15 protein-coding genes are annotated in these 21,387 nt (G+C 69.1%); 6 read left to right on the top strand and 9 right to left on the bottom strand.

Annotated elements, in window-relative coordinates; genetic code table 11:
• Nucleotides 1-10 precede the first annotated feature (10 nt).
• Together G361_RS0122365 and G361_RS0122360 are read right to left on the bottom strand one after the other, a co-directional pair.
• Nucleotides 11-853 carry a DUF6542 domain-containing protein gene (locus G361_RS0122365; RefSeq protein ID WP_026343365.1) on the bottom strand — a complete coding sequence of 281 codons (843 nt, stop codon included), beginning with the start codon at nucleotides 851-853 and terminating at the stop codon, nucleotides 11-13.
• A 16-nt stretch (nucleotides 854-869) separates the two neighbouring features.
• Entirely contained in the window at nucleotides 870-2,048 is a 1,179-nt protein-coding gene (locus G361_RS0122360; RefSeq protein ID WP_019929349.1) for a DNA recombination protein RmuC, read from the bottom strand.
• A gap of 181 nt (nucleotides 2,049-2,229) precedes the next feature.
• On the opposite strand from G361_RS0122360, the gene G361_RS0122355 reads away from it, so the two are divergent.
• Together G361_RS0122355 and G361_RS51090 are read left to right on the top strand one after the other, a co-directional pair.
• On the top strand, nucleotides 2,230-3,411 hold the full coding sequence (locus tag G361_RS0122355; RefSeq protein WP_019929348.1) for an exonuclease SbcCD subunit D: 1,182 nt from the start codon (nucleotides 2,230-2,232) through the stop codon (nucleotides 3,409-3,411).
• A gap of 82 nt (nucleotides 3,412-3,493) precedes the next feature.
• Nucleotides 3,494-7,969, top strand: coding sequence for an AAA family ATPase (locus G361_RS51090; protein WP_019929347.1), 4,476 nt, complete (start codon nucleotides 3,494-3,496; stop codon nucleotides 7,967-7,969).
• Nucleotides 7,970-8,626: 657 nt separating this feature from the next.
• Here G361_RS51090 and G361_RS44465 read toward each other — a convergent pair.
• The 4 genes from G361_RS44465 to G361_RS0122330 all read right to left on the bottom strand — a co-directional run bounded on the left by G361_RS44465 (nucleotide 8,627) and on the right by G361_RS0122330 (nucleotide 13,577).
• The gene (locus G361_RS44465; RefSeq protein WP_196814526.1) at nucleotides 8,627-9,193 is read right to left on the bottom strand and encodes a hypothetical protein; all 567 of its coding nucleotides are present in this window, start codon (nucleotides 9,191-9,193) and stop codon (nucleotides 8,627-8,629) included.
• Nucleotides 9,194-9,340: 147 nt separating this feature from the next.
• The gene (locus G361_RS44460) at nucleotides 9,341-10,876 is read right to left on the bottom strand and encodes an AlkA N-terminal domain-containing protein (RefSeq protein WP_063711818.1); all 1,536 of its coding nucleotides are present in this window, start codon (nucleotides 10,874-10,876) and stop codon (nucleotides 9,341-9,343) included.
• Nucleotides 10,877-11,010: 134 nt separating this feature from the next.
• Nucleotides 11,011-11,244 (bottom strand): YbdD/YjiX family protein, encoded by a 234-nt coding sequence (locus G361_RS51085; RefSeq protein ID WP_019929344.1) that lies wholly within the window; start codon nucleotides 11,242-11,244, stop codon nucleotides 11,011-11,013.
• Between the two features lie 5 nt (nucleotides 11,245-11,249).
• On the bottom strand, nucleotides 11,250-13,577 hold the full coding sequence (locus G361_RS0122330) for a carbon starvation CstA family protein (RefSeq protein ID WP_026343363.1): 2,328 nt from the start codon (nucleotides 13,575-13,577) through the stop codon (nucleotides 11,250-11,252).
• A gap of 354 nt (nucleotides 13,578-13,931) precedes the next feature.
• On the opposite strand from G361_RS0122330, the gene G361_RS0122325 reads away from it, so the two are divergent.
• The 4 genes from G361_RS0122325 to G361_RS0122310 all read left to right on the top strand — a co-directional run bounded on the left by G361_RS0122325 (nucleotide 13,932) and on the right by G361_RS0122310 (nucleotide 17,972).
• Entirely contained in the window at nucleotides 13,932-15,248 is a 1,317-nt protein-coding gene (locus G361_RS0122325) for a sugar ABC transporter substrate-binding protein (RefSeq protein WP_019929342.1), read from the top strand.
• A gap of 257 nt (nucleotides 15,249-15,505) precedes the next feature.
• Complete coding sequence (locus tag G361_RS0122320) at nucleotides 15,506-16,354, top strand: carbohydrate ABC transporter permease (protein ID WP_155981740.1); 849 nt, start codon at nucleotides 15,506-15,508, stop codon at nucleotides 16,352-16,354.
• Nucleotides 16,351-17,202 (top strand): ABC transporter permease subunit, encoded by an 852-nt coding sequence (locus G361_RS0122315; RefSeq protein ID WP_019929340.1) that lies wholly within the window; start codon nucleotides 16,351-16,353, stop codon nucleotides 17,200-17,202. The genes G361_RS0122320 and G361_RS0122315 overlap by 4 nt, the downstream gene beginning before the upstream one ends.
• Before the next feature lie 98 nt (nucleotides 17,203-17,300).
• Nucleotides 17,301-17,972, top strand: a complete 672-nt coding sequence (locus G361_RS0122310; RefSeq protein WP_019929339.1) for a respiratory nitrate reductase subunit gamma — start codon at nucleotides 17,301-17,303, stop codon at nucleotides 17,970-17,972.
• Between the two features lie 58 nt (nucleotides 17,973-18,030).
• Here the strand turns inward: G361_RS0122310 and G361_RS0122305 are convergent, their stop codons facing one another.
• The 3 genes from G361_RS0122305 to G361_RS0122295 are packed head-to-tail and all read right to left on the bottom strand — an operon-like array spanning nucleotide 18,031 to nucleotide 21,379.
• Nucleotides 18,031-18,675, bottom strand: a complete 645-nt coding sequence (locus tag G361_RS0122305) for a dihydrofolate reductase family protein (protein ID WP_026343360.1) — start codon at nucleotides 18,673-18,675, stop codon at nucleotides 18,031-18,033.
• Nucleotides 18,676-18,710: 35 nt separating this feature from the next.
• The gene (gene ychF, locus G361_RS0122300; protein WP_019929337.1) at nucleotides 18,711-19,790 is read right to left on the bottom strand and encodes a redox-regulated ATPase YchF; all 1,080 of its coding nucleotides are present in this window, start codon (nucleotides 19,788-19,790) and stop codon (nucleotides 18,711-18,713) included.
• A 53-nt stretch (nucleotides 19,791-19,843) separates the two neighbouring features.
• Nucleotides 19,844-21,379: a serine/threonine-protein kinase gene (locus G361_RS0122295; RefSeq protein WP_026343359.1), complete on the bottom strand. Its 1,536-nt coding sequence runs from the start codon at nucleotides 21,377-21,379 to the stop codon at nucleotides 19,844-19,846.
• Nucleotides 21,380-21,387: the final 8 nt, after the last annotated feature.

Genomic DNA, 21,387 nt, shown 5'->3' with positions numbered 1-21,387 from the left:
ACCCGGTCCGTCAGCGGTCGACCCGACCGGCGTCGCGATAGCGGACGTTCGGACGCGGGTGCGGTGGGACATCGCCGCTGGGCTGGGCACGGCTGCGGCGTTGCGGCGGCTCACCGGCGGCCCCCCGCTCCGGGGCGTTGCGATCGGCCGCCGGTCGGTCGGTGGTCCGGGGGTAACCGGCACCGGGATTGACTCGTGTTGTCCGCTCCGAGCTCCGTTCGGCACTGCCGCGCCGGCTCGTTTTCGCCGCTCCCGCCTCCGTCGAGCCGGTACGCGCCCGGCGCCGACCGGTACTCGTACCGGCACCGGCACCGCCCGCCGCGGCCCGGGCACGCTCGGAGCGGCCGCCGCCCGCGCCGGCCCGGGGGCGGGTCGTGGTGCTCTTGCGAGCCCGTCCGGCACCGGCCCGCGGCGTGTCGCGCCGATACAGCAGCACCCGCACGCCGCCCACCGCCAGGGTCAGCACGGTGGCCAGCGCCATCAGCGGGAAGCGATTCACCAGTGGGATGGCCAGATTGAGGATGATGTCCTTCTTCGAGGTGGAACCGTGGCCGACCAGTTGCTGGTAGGCGAGCGGGACCGCCACGAACAGCAGCAGCGGGGGCGTCACCATGGCGGTGAACAGGCCGCGATAACGCACCACGAGCGCGGTCAGCAGGCAGCCGGCGATATAGCAGCCGGCGAACATTCCGCTCAGTTCCTTGCGGTGGCTTCCGGCATCGAGAAAGAAGCCCACGAGTGTGCAGAACACCGCGACCAGAACCGCCGCCCCGGCCGGCAGGCCGGGCACCGCCGGAATGATCGAGCGGTGCGATGCGGGCACCCCGGATCGCTCGCGTTGGATAGCTGCCACGTAAAGCACACTATCGTTAGCGGCCCGACCGTGCGTCGAGGCCGGGCGGATCTGCTGGTTGATCTCTGGTTTCGGCAACGGCCACCGCGCGCGGCCACGACTCGATATGCCGGATCGCCGTCACCTCGCGGTCGCCGATATCGAGGTCGTGCAACCGGCGGGCGGTGACCATGACGCGGGATTCCACCGTCGCCACCGTCTGATTGAACGCTTCCACTGCCTTTCCCAGCTGCGCACCCAGCCGATCCAGATGGCTGCCGGTGGTATTCAGCCGCGCATACAGCTCCCGGCCCAGTTGCTGAATTGTTGCCACATCGCGCGAAAGGGCCTCCTGCCGCCAGCCGTAGGCAACCGTGCGCAGTAATGCGATGAGGGTGGTCGGAGTAGCGAGGATCACATTCCGGCCGAAGGCGTACTCCAACAGGCCCGCATCGGCGGTGAGCGCCGCGTCCAGGAACGGGTCGCCCGGCACGAAAAGCACCACGAATTCCGGAGATTGTTCGAAGGCCGCCCAGTAGTTCTTGTCGGACAGCTGATCCACATGGCCGCGCAGATGTTTGGCGTGCCGGGCGAGATGGTCGGTGCGCGCCCGCGGATCCTCGCAGCCCGTGGCATCGAGGTAGGCGGTCAGCGGCACCTTGGCGTCGACCACGATCTGCCGCTCGCCGGCCAACCGCACCACCAGATCCGGCCGCACACCCGCATCGCGGCCCGCACGAGTGACCTGGGTGTCGAAATCGCAGTGCCGGGACATGCCCGCGAGTTCGACGACGCGCTCCAACTGGATCTCCCCCCAGCGGCCACGGACCTGCGGCGCCCGCAGCGCCGACACCAGCTGCCCGGTCTGCACTGACAGCTGATGGGAGATCTGCTGCATACCCGCGACCTGTTCGCGCAGGCCCGAATACGCGTCGATCCGGTTGTGCTCGACCCGCCGCAGCTGATGGTCCAGCGCCCCCAGCGCCTCGCGCAGCGGATCCACCAGCCCGCCGACCGCGAGCGCGTTGCGCCGCGCCGCATCCTCCCCGGCCGCACTCAGCGACTGCCGCAGCACCTGTTCGTTGTCCCGCAGCGCCGACAACCGGGCCTCGGCGACCGCCGCCCGTTGCCCCGCCCGCGCGGCATGGCCCAGCCACCCGAGCCCCAGCCCGGCAGCGAACACCAACAGCAGCGCGAACAGCATCGGTGCGGTCATGGGTGCAGATAGTGCCCCATGCCTCCGACAAGTTCCGGCAACCCGGCAACCCTCGGGCGTCGACACGCGGTGCCCGCCGAAACCGGTGGCGCGGAGCGGGCATCGTAATCGGGGTCGTAATTGGGACAGCGCGGAGTGCCGGTTTCGAATTTGTCGGTGCCATCGCCTACGGTTTCGCGGCATGCGGATGCTGCACACGTCGGACTGGCATATCGGCCGTACCTTCCACGGCGTGGATCTGCTTGTGGACCAGGCACGTTCGCTGGAGTACCTCGCCGAGATCGTGGCCGAGCAGCGGGTCGATGTCGTACTCGTGCCCGGTGACGTGTACGACCGGTCGATTCCCGGCGCGGAGGCGATCGCCGTGTGCAATCGGGGTTTCGAGGCGATCCGCGCGGCGGGCGCGGTGATCGTCGCCACCTCCGGCAATCACGATTCGCCGACCCGGCTCGGCGCGCTGGGCAGTTTCGCGGCGGCGGGCGGGCTGCATCTGCGCACCACGGTGGCGGATGTCGACCGGCCGGTGCTGCTGTCCGACGAGTTCGGCGAGATCGCCTGTTACGGCATCCCGTATCTGGAACCGGAGATCACCCGGGTGGAACTGCAGGTGCCGCAGGCTCGCTCGCATGCGGACATCCTGGCGGCGGCCATGACCCGGATCCGGGCCGACCTCGACCGCCGTGGCAATCCGCGGTCGGTGATCCTCGCGCACGCCTTCGTGGTCGGCGGCGAGGCGACCGGTTCGGAGCGGTCCATCTCGGTCGGCGGCGTGGAGACGGTGCCGCTCGGCGCCTTCGACGGCATCGACTATGTGGCCCTGGGACACCTGCATTCGCCGCAGGTGCTGTCGGAGTCGGTGCGCTACAGCGGTTCCCCGCTGCCGTACTCGTTCGGCGAGCGTTCGCACCGGAAGGCGGTGTGGGTGCTGGATCTGGACGGCGACGGTCTGAAAGAAGTGGTGCGGCACGAGATTCCGCGGGTGCGCGGACTGACCCAGCTCACCGGCGAACTCGACCGGCTGCTCACCGATCCCGGCCACGCCGAGGCCGAGGACCACTACGTCTCCGCACAGCTCACCGACCATGCGCGCCCGGTCGACGGCTTGCGCCGGCTGCGCGAACGCTTCCCGCACGCCGTACACGTGGAATGGTCACGGCCGGAGGGCAATCCGGAACTGCGCTACCGCGAGCGCGTGCACGGCCGCCGCGACAGCGAAGTGGCGCACAGCTTCCTCACCGACGTCCGCGGCACACCCACCCCCGGCGAGATGCGGTGGCTGGAACGCGCGCTCGCCACCGCCACCGCCGAGCGCGCCACCGAGGCGGTGGCCGCCACCGCTCTGGTCGAAGGGCTGACGGCATGAGCGGCCGGGAGCCCGACGCGGCAGGCGCGGACCGCTCCATAGTGGCGGGTCCGAGTGGCGGCGGCGCCACGGGTGGGCGCGCGTGAGGCTGCATCGGCTGGAGATGACGGCATTCGGCCCGTTCGCCGAGACCTCGATCGTCGATTTCGACGAACTCGGCGCGGACGGACTGTTCCTGTTGCACGGGCAGACCGGTGCGGGCAAGACGACGGTGCTGGATGCCATAGCCTTCGCGTTGTACGGTCGCGTGCCCGGGGCCCGCGGAGAGAGCAAGCGGCTGCACTCCGATCATGCCGACGCGCAGACGCCTCCCCGGGTGTCGCTGGAGGCGACGCTCGGCGGTCGGCGCTTGCGGCTGATCCGCACCCCGGAATTCCGGCGTCCCAAGAAGCGCGGCACCGGCTGGACCGACGAGAACGCCACCGCCACACTGGAATGGCTCGACGGCCGCGGGCCGCACCTGTCCCGGATCCCGGACATCGGTGACGAGGTGAACCGCCTGCTCGGCATGAGCGCCGATCAGTTCTTCCAGGTGGTGCTGTTGCCGCAGGGCGATTTCGCCCGATTCCTGCGCTCGGACAACGAGGATCGCGAACGCCTGCTGGAAAAGCTGTTCGACACCGAACGTTTCGGCACCGCCGAACAGTGGCTCGCGAATCGGCGGCGGGAGAGCGGCGCCGAGGTGGAGACCCACCGCCAACACATCGACCGGTTGGTAGCCCAGGTCGGTGTCGCCGCGGGCCTGAGCGCGACCGAAACCGTCGGCCCGCTCGAGTCGGTCGACTGGTCACAGCAACTCCTGGACACCGCGCGCACCACGGTCGCCACCGCCGCGACGGAACTCGAACGCTGCCAAGCCGAGTCGAGCCGGGCCCAGACCGCCGCCGAGGAACAACGCCGCCTGCACGACCTGCACCGCCGCCTCACCGCCGCCCGCACCCAACTCGAAACGCATCGCGCCGCCACACCACACCACACCGCGCTGCGAGACGAACTGGATCGGGCGCGCCGCGCCGAACCCGTGGCCACCGCTCTCGGCGACGCCCGCACCGCCGCGGTGACCCATCGCCGGCGCACCGACGAGACCCGCACCCGCGCCGAAACCCTCGCCACCCGCCTGCTCGAACCGCCGAGCGCCGAACTCGCCGGAACATCATGGGCCGCAGCAGATCTGGCGGCGAACGAACTCGCGGGCACCGAGCTGGCCCCGGACCTCACCGCTCTCGTCACCGCGGAATCGGCGAGCACGGACCTCCGGGCCGAGCGGGACACGACGTCCGCTGTCGGCGCGGGAACGAGATCTGCTGTTCTCGTCACCGCCGCCGACACCGCGCTTGTTCGACAGAGCGGCGACCACTCGAAACACGGTGAACGCAAAGAGCTTTCGAAAGGACAGAACCCGCCGGTCGAGTCCGGGTCCGCAGAAGTGCGCACGCTCGATGTGAGCACTGTCGAGGTGGCGGATCCGGTCGACAACTCGTCCGTCGAGGGCTCCGGACTTGCGAGTGCGGTCGAGGACTCATCCGTCGAAGGCTCCAGGCTTGCCAGTTCGGCTGGCGCCTCGTCTGTAGCGGACCTTGGCCTTGTGAGTTCGGTCGGCGACTCGTCCGTCGAAGACTCTGGACTTGCGAGTTCGGCTGGTGCCTCGCCCATCGATGGCTCCGGGCTTGCGAGTGAGGTCGGCAATTTGTCCGCCGAGAACTCCGAACTTGCCTTTTCGGCTGGCGACTCGTCCGTTGAGAGCCCAGGGCTTGCGAGTGCGGTCGGCGACTCGTCAGCCGAGGACTCCAGGCCCGCGCAGGGGCATGATCTCGGAATCCCTCCGAAACCTTCTGTGCACAAAGATGTTTCGTCCGGCGCATCAGATGGCTCGACGGACGATCGGACGACGCTCACCCAGGGTGTGCGCTCGCCGGAGGCTTCTTCCGGCGTGATCGAACTCGAACTGTTCTCGGTCGCGATCGATGAGATCGATCGTAATTCTGCTGCGCCACAGATGGTTTCGCAGGAAGTCGATCCGGGCGAGCAGCCCCCGGCGGGGCGCAAGAAGGCCGCACGCGGCCGGAAGAACGCTCGGCGCACCGCCGACGACCGGCCTCGTCGAGTCGACGAGGCTGCTCTTCTCTGGGAACCCAGCGATGACGAGCCCGGCCTGTTCGCCATGGATGCCGTCCTGGTCGATGCAGCGGTCAGCGAGACCGGTGACTCGGCGGCGGTGGGTGAGGCCGGTGATTCGGCATCTGCGAGCGACTCCGGTGACTTGTCCTCGGCGGGCGGGACCGGTGACTCGTCGGAGTCGGCCGGGGTGAAGGCGAACTTGCACGGTGAACTGCGAGGTGCCGCAACCGATTCGGAGCTTGTCGGGACCGCGGGATCCACAGTGGCCGGGCAACGTGTGCCGGTCGAGTCGGGAGTTCCGGGCGAGGCGGGTGCCGAACGGATTTCGGATGATGTGCCCCGACCGGAGCTTGACGCAATCGACGTTTCGGCGTCGATGCGAGACACGGCCGAGAAGTCCGCGCTGGGCGAGGCGTCCGACGGTTCGGGTGACCCGATTGCGGCCGAAGCCGGTTCGGAACCGGTGGGGGAGCGGACCTCCGGGTTGGTGGTGGCCATTGCCCGTTGGTCCGCGCAGATCGGGGCCCTGGACGAGGTGCGGGCCGACGCAGAGTCGGCGGAACGGCTGGCCCGGGAACTGGCCGAATTGCGCGGGGAGCAGGGGAAAGTCGCCGCGCGGCTGGAGCGGTGTGGTCAGCGACACGCGCAGTTGCCGGAGGAGATCCGGACGGCCGAGACGCGGCTGCGGGAGTCCTCGGACGCGCTGGCGGCGCTGCCCGGGTTGTCGGCGGAGAGCGAACGGTTGCGCACCGCCGCGCGGGCCGCGATCGAATTGGTCGAGCGCCGAGCGCAATCGGAGCCGGCTCGCGCCGAGTACGAGGCCGCACGGGTAGCGCATGTGGACGCCCGGGAACGCACACTCGATGTCCGGGAACGGCGGCTCGCGGGCATGGCCGCGGAGCTGGCCGGCGCGCTCGACGACGGAATGCCTTGTGCCGTATGCGGTTCGCTGGAGCATCCGGCCCCGGCGAGCACGGCGGCGACCACGGCGACCAAGGAGGACGAGGAAAGAGCCGTGGCGGCCGAACGGGCCGCGGAGGGTGCACGCGATCGTGCCCTGGCGCGCAGTACCGATCTGGCACGGCAGATCGAGGTGCTGGTGGAGCGCGGCGGCGACGTCGACCGAGCGGAACTGGCCGTCACGCTGACCGACATCACGCAACGCCACGATGCGGCGCGGGCCGCGGCCGCACGCACCGACGATCTGACCGTCGCACTGGCCCGCCTGCGCAGCGAGGAAACACGGCTGCAGGATGAGCTGCGCGAACTGGAAGGCCGGGCAACGGCGGTCGCCGCCGGAATCGTGGCGGCGGATCGGCGTTCGGCCGAACTCACCGAGCGACTGCGGCTCGCCGCCGGAGCCGACGGCACCGTGGAGCGGCGGCGAGCCCGGCTGGAGGCGCTGGTCCGGGAAGCCTCGGAACTGCGCGAGGCCCGTGCCGAATCGGCGACCGCACGGGACCAACTGCTGACGGCGGCACGCCGGGTGGAACAGCTCGGACGCGCATCCGGCCTGATCACCGGGCCCGGCACTGTGGTGGCAGCCGGCGCGAGCGAACCCGATTACGCCGTACTGAGCAGCCACGCGGGGGTGGTCGACGCGGCCACTCGAACCCCGCAGCAGCAGACGGTGATCGATGCGGAGCTGGCCGCCGCCGACCGCACCCGCGCCTACGCCGAGGCAGTGCTGGCGGAGCCGGACATCCAGGCCGCCGCCACGGCGGTACCGGGCGACCCGGAAACTGCGGAGGCACTGGTCGTGCGAACTCGCGCGGCGCTGGACACTGCCGTCGCAGGCCATGCGGAGGCGGCCCGACGGGTGACCCTGCTGGAGGATCTCGGCGGCCAACTGTGGGCCGCGGTGGACCGCATCGCCCCGATGCAGCGCGCACACGACGAACTGGCCGGACTCGCGGAGGTGGTCGCCGGTCGTGGGGAGAACAACCGGCGAATGTCGTTGCGCTCCTATGTACTCGCCGCGCGGCTGGAGGAAGTGGCGCTGGCCGGATCGGTCCGCCTGCGCCGGATGTCCGGCGGCCGTTACGAATTCGTGCACAGCGACGCCGCCGGCTCGCACGGCCGCCGCGGTGGCCTGGGCCTGGACATCCGCGACGACTACACCGGAGCGATCCGCCCGGCGAAAACCCTGTCCGGCGGCGAAACCTTCATGGCCTCACTGGCTCTGGCGCTCGGACTGGCCGACGTGGTGGCCGCGGAATCGGGCGGCCTGGTCCTGGACACACTGTTCATCGACGAGGGCTTCGGCAGCCTCGACGCCGACACCCTCGACGCGGTCATGGGCGTCCTGGACGAATTACGTTCCGGCGGACGGGTGGTCGGCATCGTCAGCCACGTCGACGAGATGCGGCAACGCATCCCCAGCCGCCTGCACGTGGTACGAACCCCCACCGGATCCCACCTACACGCCACGGTCGCTTGAACCGCCACGTCGGCCGCTCGGAATGGGTTTCGGCCATGCTGGCTGCTCGGGATGGGCATAAGCCGTGTCGGTCGCTTGCGAGGGGTTTCCGCCACGCTGGCCGCGGGGGGCCGTCCGCGGCGTCGTCGCGCGGGCCGTGCGTGGTCGTGAGGGGCGTCCGCCATGCTGGTCGCTCGGGATGGGCGTCGGCCAGGTTGGCCGCTTGCGAGAGGTGTCCGCCATGCTGGCCGCTTACGAGGGGTCGGCTGCTAGTGAGGGGGCGTCCGCCACGCTGGCCGCTCGTGAGCGGCGTCCGCCACGTCGGCGCTCGTGAGGGGGGCCGCCACGTCGGTCGCTCGTGAGGGGCGTCCGCCACGCTGGCCGCTCGTGAGGGGTGTCCGTCACGTCGGCCGCTCGTGAGGAGCTTCGGCCACATCGGCCCCTCGGGATGGGTATCCGTCACGTCGGTCGTTTGCGAGGGGCGTCGGCCACGTCGGCTGTTCGTGAGGGACATCTGCCATGTCGGCCGTCCGCGACGGACACTGCACCGAGCCGACCGACCGAATCATGGCTCTGCATTGCCGAATTCACCCGGGCCGCATTCACCCGGCGACCCGCCGACAGCGGCGCGGCACCGACTCCGCCGTCCGCTCGGATGTTCGCGGCGGCGTCGGCATCTCACGGTCGGGGTGGTGCGCTCATCCGGGGCCGGTCCAGTGGACCGAACAACGTCGGCTCGAACGGCTTTCCATCGCAGAGCAACTCATAGCCGGGGCTGGTGGTCCACATGGCGGCGTGCAGCCGGCGCAGCAGCATCTCGGGCGGGGCGAAGTCGAACGACAGTGTGCGGGTGGCCGATTCCCAGTTCTCGCCTGCCGCGGAGGCCGCTGGACCGGCGCGCAATTGGGATACGAGCGTGGCCCGCATGACCTCGATGTTTCCGCCCCCGGAGAACGACAAGCAGTCGTGCCATGAGGGTAGGCCGCTCATGATCTCGAGCGCCTCGGTGAGGCCGTACCCGATCACGCCTGCCGACCCCTCGGAAGAGGCATAGAGCACCGGACGGATCGGTGCGGGTTCGCCGCAGAGGAAGAACGAGCCGCCGGTGTAGTCGCCCGCCACCGAGGTCAGCGGCAGGCCGGAGGTGAGTCGGTAGTCTTCGTCCATCCCATTGCGCGCCCGGACCGGCGTGAACCGGCATACCTGCCAGATCACCTCCGCAAGATCGGCATCCGTCGCGAGCACATCGAGGATTGCTTGATCGTGCATCAGGCCACACTATCGGCGGCCGCCGACATCCCGGTCGACCGTCGATCCGAACAGCTTGCACCGGAACGGAATTCGCTCGATCAGGGGACGAGCGACTCCCTTGTTGCCGGTCGACGCCGTCCGTCAGCGGCGGGCGGCCAAGGGCATGCCGCGGTTCATCATGGCGGGGGCGCCGAGGCGGGCGGGGGCGGTGCGTTCGGCCAGGGCACGCTTCCACATGTGCATGGACAGGTAGGAGCGCCAGGGGGCCCAGCGGCCGGTGTCGGCGAGGTCGATGCCGAACAGGGCGGCGCCGCGGCGGACCACCAGGTCGGTGTGCAGCAGGATGTCGGGGTCGGCGAGCAGTCGCATCGTCACGTAGTCGGCGGTCCAGGGGCCGACACCGTCCAGGGCGAGCAGGTCGCGGCGGATGTCGGCGGCGGTGCGGCCGGAGTGCAGGACCAGGTCGCCGGAGGCGAGGGCGCGGGCGACGTTGATGATCGAGGCGGTGCGTCGGGTCGGGCCGGTCAGTACGTCGGCGCCGCGTTCGGCGATGGTCTCGGCGGAGGGGAACAGGTACGGCATCGGGCCGGGGATGGGGTCGCCGAGGGTTTCCACCAGGCGGGCGGTGTGGGTGGTCGCCGCCGAGACGGAGATCTGCTGGCCGATCATGGTGCGCAGCAACAACTCCGGGCCGTCGAAGCAGCCCGGCACCCGGATGCCGGGGCTGAAGGGCATGCGGCCGCGGCGATTTCCGGCGTCGAGGGCGTCGTCGATACCGACCGGATCGGCGTCCAGGTCGAGCAGGTGCCGCAGCCGTGCCACCGTCGGCGCGAGGTCGCGCATGTCGTGCAGGGTCAGGCCGGCGCGGACGTGGCCGGGCAGGACCTGCAGCCGGACCGTCGCATAACCGTGCGGGGTGCGCAGGGCCCGGGTGTAGGTGCCGTCCTCCCACTGCTCCAGGCCGGGTACCGCGTGCGCGGACAGGAACCACTCGAGCCACGAGCGGTCCAGCGGCTCCCGGTAGGGCAGGCGCAGCGTCAGCAGGCCGTTCACGGTCGGGCCGTTGCCGTTGGGGATGGCGTCGCCGCGTAGTCGGCGCGACTCCTCGCGCAGGGTGGTCGGGCTGACCGCGAACACCTCGCGCACGGTGTCGTTGAACTGCCGGATGCTGGCGAAGCCGGCCGCGAAGGCGATGTCGGACATCGGCATTCGCGTGGTCTGGATCAGCAGGCGGGCGGTGTGGGCGCGGTGGGCGCGGGCCAGGGCCAGCGGTCCGGCGCCGAGTTCCGCGGACAGCACCCGGGTCAGCTGCCGTTGCGAATAGCCGAGGGCGTCGGCGAGCGCGGGTACGCCGCCGCGCTCGATCACGCCGTCGGCGATCAGCCGCATCGCCCGGGCGGCGAGGTCGGCGCGGGTGTTCCACAGCGGGGAACCGGGGGCGGCGTCGGGGAGGCAGCGGCGGCACGCCCGGAACCCACTCTGCTGGGCGGCGGCCGCCGTGGGTAGGAACGTGACGTTCGAGCGTTTCGGAGTGATAGCAGGACAGGATGGCCGACAGTAGATCCCGGTCGTGCGCACCGCTGTGACGAACTGCCCGTCGAATCGGGCGTCACGGGTCGCTACAGCACGGTAACAGCGCTCGAAGTCCAGACCGTTCGCACTCACGCAGTCCACCATGTCAGTCTCAGCGCCCGAGCGCTAGCGGTATTCAGTCATCTGTCCCGGGTCCTATCGTTCGAATATCATTCGTTTTTGCTATCAATCAGATAGCTATTTGTGTGCTGATTACCGCGCCGGAGAGCTCGGTGGGATCAGCAGCAGCGGTTGACCGGATTGCGATCTGCCGCGTCATGACGCTCGCGCCAGTATTCGCGTTCGGTGGGTATCGGACATTCTGGATGGTTGCGCCGGAGATGCTCGACGTATCGGGCATAATCCTGGCCGCCCAGGACCGCGTTGAGGTACGACGCGAGCGCGCGGCCCGCGCGCACGACGGTCCGGAGGGGACCGCCGAGCGCATCGGACCGCGCGGCGTTCGTCGGCACGGGAGTCAATCCACGGCCAGGGCGTGTGCCGCCCCCGGAATCCGGACCTTGCCGGCCCGCGCCAGCTCGTCCCATTCCTGTTGCACTTCCTTCTCGGTCTCGGTGGTGGCGAATCCGGTGGGACCGAAGATCTTCGACGGCACCTCCGGTGTCTCGGTGGTGGGTCCGCCGCCCTGGCGCAGGGCCCGGACGCAGACGATCACGCCGACCACCGCGACCAGCAACACCAGCACCGCGAAGACGATCGACAGGGTGCCCTGGATATAGGTGTTGCGAATGATCTTGCCGAAATCGGAGATCTGCTTGTCCAGGGCCGGGAAACTGGTGACGCCCTTGGGAAGTTGATGCGCGTCGCGTGCGGCGAGGAACGCGTCACGCTTGGCGATGGTGTCCGAGTGCAGTTTCCAGTAGCCCAGCTTCGGATCGTGCGAGAAGATCTTCTGCCAGGACGCCGTCATCGTGACGATCAGATCCCACGCCAGTGGCAGCGCCGGGATCCACGCCCATTTCACCAGGCCCTTCTTCACCACGATCACGAGGACGACGGTCAGCGCGACCGCGGCCAGCAGCTGGTTGGAGATGCCGAACAGCGGATACAGCGTGTAGATACCGCCCAGCGGATCGGTGACACCCATCAGCAGCACCGAACCCCAGCCCGCGACCACGATCGCCGCGCACAGCCAGGCGCCCGGCCGCCACGACGGATCCTTGAAGCGGCGCAGCGGGCCGCCGAGGTTGCCCAGCGTGTCCGACAACATGAATCGGGCCACCCGGGTGCCGGCGTCGATGGTGGTGAGGATGAACAGCGCCTCGAACATGATCGCGAAGTGGTACCAGAACGACTTGAGCCCGGATCCGCCGATCAATCGCTGCATGACCTCCGACATGCCGACCGCGAGGGTGGGTGCGCCGCCGGTGCGCGAGTAGATGGCCGTCTCGCCGACATCCTTGGCGGCCTGGTCGAGCTGGGCCGCGCTGATCGGATTGCCGCCCAGGCCCAGGGCATTCACCTTGTCCGCCGCGGCCTGCGCGGTGGTGAGGCCGCCGCTGTTGATCGCGAAGTAGAGGTGCTGGTCCAGGATCGAGGCGGCGATGATCGCCATGACCGCGACGAAGGATTCCATCAGCATGCCGCCGTAGCCGATCATGCGCGCCTGCGACTGCTTCTGGAGCAGCTTCGGCGTGGTACCCGAGGAGACCAGCGAGTGGAATCCGGACAGCGCACCACAGGCGATCGTGATGAACAGGAACGGGAACAGACTGCCCGCGAAGGCCGGACCGTTGGAATTGCCGGCGAACTGGGAGATCGCGGGCGCGTGCAGCACCGGCGCGGTGACGACGACGCTGACCGCGAGCAGCACGATGGTGCCGATCTTCATGAAGGTCGACAGATAGTCGCGCGGCGCCAGCAGCAGCCACACCGGGAGCACCGAGGCGATGAAGCCGTAGACGATGAGGATCCAGGAGATGGTGGTGCCGGACATGGTGAAAAGGTCACGGCCCCAACCGGAATCGCCGACCCAGCGGCCGGAGATGATGATCAGCAGCAACAGTACGAAGCCGGCGATCGAGATCTCCCCGACCTTGCCCGGCCGGACGAAGCGCAGATAGAGACCCATCAGGATGGCCAGCGGGATGGTCATCGCGATCGAGAAGACACCCCACGGGCTGCCGCCGTGCAACTTGCCGTCCGGGCCGGTGGTGGCCGCCAGCGCCTGCACCACGACGATGCCGAGCACCGCCAGCAGGATCACCATGATGACCAGTACCGCGATCAGGGCCGCGATGCCGCCGACCACACCCAGCTCGTCGCGGGCCATCTGCCCGAGGGAGCGGCCGCGGCGTTTCACCGAGGCCCACAACACCATGTAGTCCTGTACCGCGCCGGCCAGGACCACGCCGACGACGATCCAGATCGTGCCCGGCAGATATCCCATCTGGGCGGCGAGGACGGGCCCGACCAGCGGTCCGGCGCCGGCGATGGCCGCGAAATGGTGACCGAACAGGACCCGCCGGTCCATCGGCATGTAGTCCTTGCCGTTCTCCAATTCCTCGGCCGGAGTGGCGGTCCGGTCGTCCGGCTTGGTGATCTTCCATTCGATCAGCCGGGCATAGAACTGGTACGCGACGATGTAGGTGCAGACCGCGGCCAGCACGATCCAGACGGCGTTGACGTTCTCGCCGCGGGCGATCGCGAGTACGGCCCAGGCGGCGGCGCCGAGAATCGCGACGACGAGGAAGATGCCCTTCTTCGCCGGGGACAGCGGGGAACGATCCACGACCCCCACGGGGGGTAGGTCGGGGTCTGTCCGGAGGTATTCGATGGTCGCCATGGCGAGCAACTCTCCTGGTGGTCGTGCGTGGTCCTGCGGAAATCGGTCACACCGTAACCGAGCGCGAAAACCCATTGGTCCGACTTAAGCAAGTCTGAACATTGCCCTCCGGTAGGGGTTGCCTACCCGAGCGAGCTGGCCGGAACCCGCTGATCGACACGTTCGGGCCGGCCGCTCGACCTCTGCCGGGCACGCGAATTCGGGCACGCCGGACAGGCCCGCGTGTCGGCGGGTGCGGTGTGTGCGCGGTCCGTAAGCTCCGGACCTGTTCCGCGGCCGGGCCGATGGTGTCGCCGCTCCGCCGCGTTCGCGCTCGTCCTGTCCCGTGCCTCAGGTTTTCCGGCGGAAGGAGATGTGTTGGCGTCGCGACTGCCCCGCCGCACGCTGCTCCGGTCGGCCCTCGCCGCACCCGCCGTCGCCACTTTCGGGACGGCCTGCGGTGGTGGGGCCGACGACGCGGTCACCTTCTTCTTCCAGGCCCGGCCGGAGGAGGCGCGGGCTCGCCTGCGGATCATCGACGCCTTCGCCGCGCGGCATCCCGGAATTCGCCTCCGCATCATCATGTCCGGCCCCGACCCGATGCAGCAGATGCTGACCTACTGTGCCGGTGGCCGGTGCCCGGACGTCCTGATGGCGTGGGAGCTGCTGTACGCGGGCCTGGCCGAGCGCGGCGTGCTGCTGGATCTGCGCACGCTGCTGGACCGCGAACCGGAATACGCGGAACAGCTTCGCGCGGAGTCGTATTCGACGCTCTACGACACGTTCGGCTACGGCGGCGGGCAGTACGCGCTGCCGGAGCAGTGGTCGGGAGTGTTCCTCTACTACAACCGGAAGCTGTTCGCCGAGGCCGGAATCCGGCCGCCGGGCCGCTGGGCCGACGCCTGGACCTACGACGAATTCCTCGCTGCCGCACAGGCCACCACGCGCCGCGACCACGACGGCCGGATCCGGCACTGGGGTTTCGCGGACGGCTGGGTGCCCTACTACTCCGCCGCCTGCTTCGGAATGAACAACGGCGCAACGTGGTTCAGCCCCGCGGTACGGCCGGAGCGGGTGAACCTGGGTGATCCCCGCTTCGCGGCGGGTATGCAGTTCTACGCCGATCTCGCGGTGCGGCACGGGGTGGCGCCGAGCGTCGCGGACCGGCAGGCGATGGCCGCGCCGGACCTGTTCGCCCGCGGCCGCGCGGCCATGCTGCTGGGCGGGCACTGGCTGTTTTCGGAATTCGCCGGACGCGACGATCTCGACTTCGACGTCACCGTGCTCCCGGTCGGCCCGCACGGCGGACCCGCCGCGGTCACCGACGTCGGCTGCACCGGCCTGGCCATCGCCGCGGACAGTCCGCACCGCGAAACTGCCTGGGAATTCGTGAAATTCGCGACCGGACCGGAGGGTCAGGCGCTCGTCGCCGAATCCGGGCTGTTCGTACCGGTACTCCGATCCGCCATGGGCTCGGCCGGTTTCGCGGCGGCGCACCGGCGGATCGGCAATCTGGCGGTGTTCACCGACGGGCCGGATCATTCCCGCCCGCTGGCGGTCACCCCGGTGTGGGGGAAGGTGGACGCGCTGCTGGCCCGGCACTGCAACCGGGTGTTGCGCGGTGCGGCGAGCGCGGACTCGCTGGCGGCCGCGGCGCCCGATATCGACACCCTGCTGGGAGCGCGCTCATGAGCGGCCCCGTCCGGCGCGACCCGATCGACATTCGCAGCCACGCCGCCGAATTCGTGGCTGTTCCGCCACCGGCCCGGGGCGCCGACCGGGCTGCGGTGAGCGGGCCGGTGGACACGGCACCCGAGCGCACCGAATGCGTCTGCGCCGAGGGAAGTCTCGCCGGGTGCGCCGGCCGATGCGGGCCGGTGGGTGCGGCGGGCGACCGGACCGGTCGCCGTCCCTCTTCCGCGCTGCGTCGGCACCGGGCACGGGCCGGAATGCTGTTCGTCGCCCCGAATCTGGCCTCCGTGCTGATATTCCTGGTGTTCCCGCTCGGGTTCTCGCTGTATCTCAGCTTCCATTCGTGGGATCTGTTCCGGCCCATGCGATTCGCGGGGCTCGGCAATTATCGGCAGCTGTTCGGCGACCCGTTGTTCTATGTGGCGCTGCGCAACACCGGGGAATTCACCGTCCTCACCCTGCTGCCGACGGTGGTGATCAGTCTGCTGACCGCCGCGGCGCTCAACCGCCGGTTGCCGGGCATCGGCCTGTTCCGGACCTTGGCATTCCTGCCGCTGGTCGCCTCCACCGTGGCGATGGCGGTGGTGTGGCGATTCCTGTTCGCCACCGACGCCGGTGCGGTCAACCTGCTGCTGCGGCTGTTCGGGCTGAAACCCGTTGCCTGGCTGAGTGATCCGAGCGCCGCCATGGTCGCGCTGAGTATCGTCACCGTCTGGCGGAGCGTGCCGTTCGCCACCGTGGTCCTGCTCGCCGCCATGCAGGGTATTCCGGCGAACCTGTACGAGGCCGCCCGGATCGATGGCGCCGGCCGCTGGCGGCGGTTCCGCTCCGTCACCGTGCCGCTGATCCGCGGGGCGCTGTCGTTCGTCCTGGTGATCACGGTGATCAATTCGGTGCAGGCCTTCGACCAGGCCTACGCCCTCACCGACGGCAACGGCGGCCCCGAGACGGGTACCTATGTGCTCGGGATCATGTTGTTCCAGAACGCCTTCGGCTTCTACGAGATCGGTTACGCGGCCGCACTGGCCTGGGTGATGTTCGCGCTGCTGCTGGCGCTCACCCTGTTCCAGCTGTGGCTGGCGCGCCGGGACGAGGACCTCGGGTGATCGCGGTCCGGGCGCGCCGGGAGCTGATCCGGCGCCTGTGGCACGGCGCGCTGGCGTACGCGGCGCTCGTGGTGATCGGCTGGTGCGCCGTCGCGCCCCTGCTCTGGGCACTGGCGGCCTCGCTGAAAAGCGAAGGCGCGGTGAGCGATCCGAATCCGATTCCGGACCGTCCGCAGTGGTCCAACTACGGCCGGGTCTTCGGCGTGCTGCCGCTGGGTCGCATGCTGCTCAACACCGCCGGTTACGCGGCCTGCGTCACCGCCGGGCAGGTGCTGTTCTGCTCGCTGGCCGGATATGCCTTCGCCCGCTTGCGTTTTCCCGGTCGCGAGGCGCTGTTCGTGGCCTACCTGGCGACCCTGATGGTGCCCCTGACGGTCACGGTCATCCCGCAGTTCGTGTTGATGCGCAGCCTCGGCTGGGTGGATACGCCGTGGGCGATGATTGTGCCCGGTCTGTTCGGCTCCGCCTTCGGTACCTATCTGATGCGGCAGTTCTTCCGCACACTTCCAGCGGAATTGGAGGAGGCCGCCATTCTGGACGGCTGCACGACCTGGCAGATATATTGGAGAGTTCTTCTGCCGCACGCCCGTTCGGCGGTCACGGTGCTGGCGGTGCTCACCTGGATCACGGTCTGGAACGATTTCCTGTGGCCGCTGGTGATGATCCAGCGCACCGAGATCGCCACCGCGACCCTGGGACTCGTGCAACTACAGGGCCAATACCACACGGATTGGTCACTGCTGATGGCCGCGGCCCTCCTCGCTCTGGCCCCGTTGCTGCTGGTCTACGCGATGGCGCAGAAGACCTTCGTCCGTGGCATCGCACAGTCCGGACTGGCTGGTCGGTAACGAGCAAAGCTATATCCGAGCAACCTCCGTGATTGTCTTGTCAATCAGCACTCGGTCTGCAAGTCTGTGAATCGTCATCCGCACACGGAGAGAACCCCATGAAGTATTTCCTGTGGGTAGTGCTGCCCTACAGCGCATTTGCGCTGTTCGTGGCAGGCCACTTCTGGCGCTTCCGACACGACCGCTTCGGTTCCGATCGGCGCGGAACCGGCACGCGGATCGAGGGAACCGGTGCCACGTTGTTCCGGTCCGGCATCCTGATCGTCATCGTCACCCGCCTTCTCGTGGTGTCGTTCCCGGCGTTGCACTCCCAGCCCTACGGCGCCGCCCACATGACGGTCATCGTGTTCGAGGTACTCGGCTCGGCGCTGACGATCAGCGGCGCGGTACTTCTCGCGGTGCCGCACATGATCGCGGGCACCCAGCGCTCACTGGTCTCCCCGATCGACCGCCTCACCGTCCCCGTCCTGATCCTCGCCCTGTTGTCGGGCCTGCTGGTCCAGTTCGGCTCGGACTCCTACCTCGGTGAATATCGCACCGCCGGAACACTTTTCGAATGGTTCCGCTCCCTGATCACCCTGCACCCGCACCCCGCCGCCATGCAGTCCGCCCCCGTCCCCTACCAACTCCGCGGCCTGATCGTCACCCTCCTCATCGCCATCTGGCCCTACACCCGCCTCTCCGGCATCCTCGCCGGCCCACTCCTCCACTGGTGTGGCCGCCTGTACCGGGCCGCGCAGTCGCGTCCGTTGAAACGGTTGCGGCAGTAGGTGATCCACGATCATCTGCCTTGCTGCTACGGGGCGATGAGCCGGTACCGCCGCGCTCTCACTCGCTGCGGTTCCGGTTCCACAGCTGATGCGTCAGACCGCTTGCTGTGCTGATGGACTCGACACTGAATCGCTCTTCCAGGCCGGTGAGGTGATCCCAGATCCGAACACCGGCACCGAGCACGATCGGAATGATCGACACGTGCAGAAAATCAATGAGATCGGCCTGGAGGAACTCGCTCACGGTGGACGGCCCGCCGCCGATCCGGACGTCCAACCCGCCGGCCGCATCGTGCGCCAAGCGAAGCGCCTCCTCGGGTGAGGCGTCCACGAAGTGGAAACTGGTGCCGTTGTCGAACTCGAGAGTTGCGTGCGGGTAATGGGTCAGAACGAAGACCGGGGTGCGGAAGGGCGGTGCGTCTCCCCACCATCCCGTCCAGCCGTCGTCCGGCCATTCGCCCGCTTGCGGGCCGAACTTGCGCCGACCCATGATCTCCGCCCCGATACCCTGGCCCCACATGCTGAACATGGCGCGGTCCACGGTCACCGGTTCGTCTATTCCGTGAATGCCGTGGATGACGCGTCCGTCGAACTTGCCGAACAGCGCTCCTGCCCCACCGATCGGCGCTTCGAACGTCACGTGATCGCCGGCGGCATACCCGTCCGAGGAGACGAAGAGGTTGTGGACTCGCGTACGGGACACAGTGGCTCCCAAACATGTAGTTGCAAGAAACGCGGCTAGACGTTGAAGCGGAACTCGACCACGTCGCCGTCGGCCATGGTGTAGTCCTTGCCCTCCATGCGGACCTTGCCCGCGGCGCGGGCGGCGGTCATGGAGCCGGTGGCGACGAGGTCGGTGTAGGAGACGATTTCGGCCTTGATGAAGCCGCGTTCGAAGTCGGTGTGGATGACGCCGGCGGCCTTGGGGGCCGTGTCGCCCTGGTGGATGGTCCAGGCTCGGGCTTCCTTGGGGCCTGCGGTGAGGTAGGTCTGGAGGCCGAGGGTGTGGAAGCCGGCCCGGGCCAGGGCGTGCAGGCCGGGTTCGGTCTGGCCGATGGATTCCAGGAGTTCCAGGGCGGATTCGTCGTCCAGTTCCAGGAGTTCGGATTCGACCTTGGCGTCGAGGAAGACGGCGTCGGCGGGGGCCACGGCGGCGGTCAGTTCGGCCACCCGGGCGGCGTCGGTGAGGACCGATTCGTCGGCGTTGAAGACGTAGAGGAACGGCTTCAGGGTGAGGAGGGAGAGTTCGCGGAGCAGGTCGGCATCCACGCGGTCGCGCGCGGCGAAGAGGGTGGTGCCGTCGTTCAGGATTTCCTGGGCGGCCTTCGCGGCGTCGAAGACCGGTTTGCGGTCCTTCTTGACCTTGGCTTCCTTCTCCAGGCGGGGGACCGCCTTCTCGAGGGTCTGCAGGTCGGCGAGGATCAGCTCGGTCTCGATGATCTCGATGTCCGCGAGCGGGTCGACCCGGCCGTCGACGTGGACCACATCGTCGTCGGCGAAGACGCGCACGACCTGGCAGATCGCGTCGGCCTCGCGGATGTTGGCGAGGAATTTGTTGCCGAGGCCCGCGCCCTCGGAGGCACCCTTCACGATGCCCGCGATGTCGACGAACGACACCGTCGCGGGCAGGATCCGGGCCGATCCGAAGATCTCCGCCAGCTTGTCCAGCCTCGGATCCGGCAGCGGGACCACGCCGACGTTGGGCTCGATGGTGGCGAACGGGTAGTTCGCAGCGAGCACGTCGTTCTTGGTCAGCGCGTTGAACAGGGTCGACTTGCCGACGTTGGGCAGGCCGACGATTCCGAGGGTGAGACTCACGAGAGTGGGAGTCTACCGGGCCGCGGCGGTCGGCCGTCGCGCGCACGGCCCGATCACTTGCGTGGCATCACCGTGACGACCGTGCCGTCGGTATCCGCCGCCAGGTACGCGCCGCCGTAGTCGTCGGTCAGGTAGACCCGGATGGTCGGGCGGTCGTCGTTGAACGTCCACGCGGGGTCGATGATGATGTAGCGCATGGTGGGATTCGGGACGCCCAGTTGTGCGTCGGCGGCGTCCAGCAGGGCGGGCAGGTTGTCCCAGTTGATCGAGCGCAGCGCCACCGTCTTGGTGCTCAGCTGACCTCCCGGGCCGGTGCGGCTGCCCTTGCCGTCGCGGTAGGTGTACTCGTCGTAGAGCTTGGGCTGGTTGCGCACCGGCGCGCCGGTGTTCACATAGCTCGGATAGATCGTGGTTTCGGTGAATTGCTGTCCGCCGGTGGCCTGTTCGAGTGCGGTGATCGCGGTGCGGATGCCGTCGGGGGTGAGCAGGGTTCCGGTGACCTGTTTGCCGCGGGCCGCGCTGGTCGGGGCGGCCGAGACGGTGTCGGTGTCGTCGGTGGCGGTGTCGCCGGGCTGGACCGGGGCGGTCGTGCTCGGCTGGGCCTCGAGGGTGTTGCCGGCGCCGGATTTCGGCCAGACCAGTACTGCCGCGGTCGCGGCGGCGGCGACCACCAGTACCGAGGCGCCGATCAGGATGCCGCGGCGGCCGGGGGAGGAGGTCCGGACGGGGGCGGCCCGGTGTGTCGCGGCGGCGGGCGGGCGCGGCCCTTGGACAGGGGCGATCGAACCCTGGGCGGCGTGGGCCAGGAGGTTGTCCACGACGTCGGCCGGCGGGCGGTAGTCGGGGTCGGTCACCAGCAGGGCCTGCAGGGTCTGCGACAGGGGGCCGGCGTGCCGGGCGGGCGGGACCGTGCCCTGCATGATCGCGGCCAGGGTGGCGACGGAGGTCTCGCGGTGCATCGGCTGGTAGCCCTCCACCGCGGTGAACAGCAGCATGCCCAGCGACCAGAGGTCCGAGGCAGGATTGCCCTCGATGCCCGCGAGCCGTTCCGGCGCAAGGTAATCCAGCGAGCCGATCACCACGCCGGTGGAGGTGAGGCCGTCGTTGCCCTCCATCGCGGCGATGCCGAAATCGGTGAGGACCGGTGAATCGTCCTCGCGCATCAGCACATTCGCGGGCTTGATGTCGCGGTGCAGGACGCCGACGGCGTGCGCTGCTCGCAGTCCGGCGAGCAGGCCGCGGCCGATCTGCGCGGCCCGCATCGGATGCATCGGGCCGAGGGCGAGATGGTCGGAGAGGGAACGGCCGCGGACCAGCTCCATCACGATCCAGGGGAACTGTTCCGCGGGGGTGTCCACGATGTGATGGATCGCCACCACATTGCGGTGGTTGATCCGGGCCAGGGCCCTCGCCTCCCGCAGGACCCGCTCCCGCTGCTTGACGTCGCCCTCGGCGGGACGCACCTCCTTCAGCGCCACCTCACGATGCAGGGCGAGATCATAAGCTCGCCATACCGTTCCCATGCCGCCACTGCCGAGCGGTTCGATCAACTCGAAACGCCCGTCGACCGTTGTCCGCCCGGTTTCCACGGCGGAAG

Origin of the sequence: Nocardia sp. BMG111209 (assembly GCF_000381925.1) — a bacterium.
Classification (GTDB): Bacteria; Actinomycetota; Actinomycetes; order Mycobacteriales; family Mycobacteriaceae; genus Nocardia.
This window is presented reverse-complemented; position numbering and strand designations above follow the sequence as displayed.

Excerpts from the sequence above, each read along its gene's own strand:
- G361_RS0122360 (WP_019929349.1), bottom strand. The coding sequence starts at position 2,048 with ATGACCGCACCGATGCTGTTCGCGCTGCTGTTGGTGTTCGCTGCCGGG.
- G361_RS0122355 (WP_019929348.1), top strand. The coding sequence starts at position 2,230 with ATGCGGATGCTGCACACGTCGGACTGGCATATCGGCCGTACCTTCCAC.
- G361_RS44460 (WP_063711818.1), bottom strand. The coding sequence starts at position 10,876 with ATGGTGGACTGCGTGAGTGCGAACGGTCTGGACTTCGAGCGCTGTTAC.
- G361_RS0122330 (WP_026343363.1), bottom strand. The coding sequence starts at position 13,577 with ATGGCGACCATCGAATACCTCCGGACAGACCCCGACCTACCCCCCGTG.
- G361_RS0122320 (WP_155981740.1), top strand. The coding sequence starts at position 15,506 with ATGCTGTTCGTCGCCCCGAATCTGGCCTCCGTGCTGATATTCCTGGTG.
- G361_RS0122310 (WP_019929339.1), top strand. The coding sequence starts at position 17,301 with ATGAAGTATTTCCTGTGGGTAGTGCTGCCCTACAGCGCATTTGCGCTG.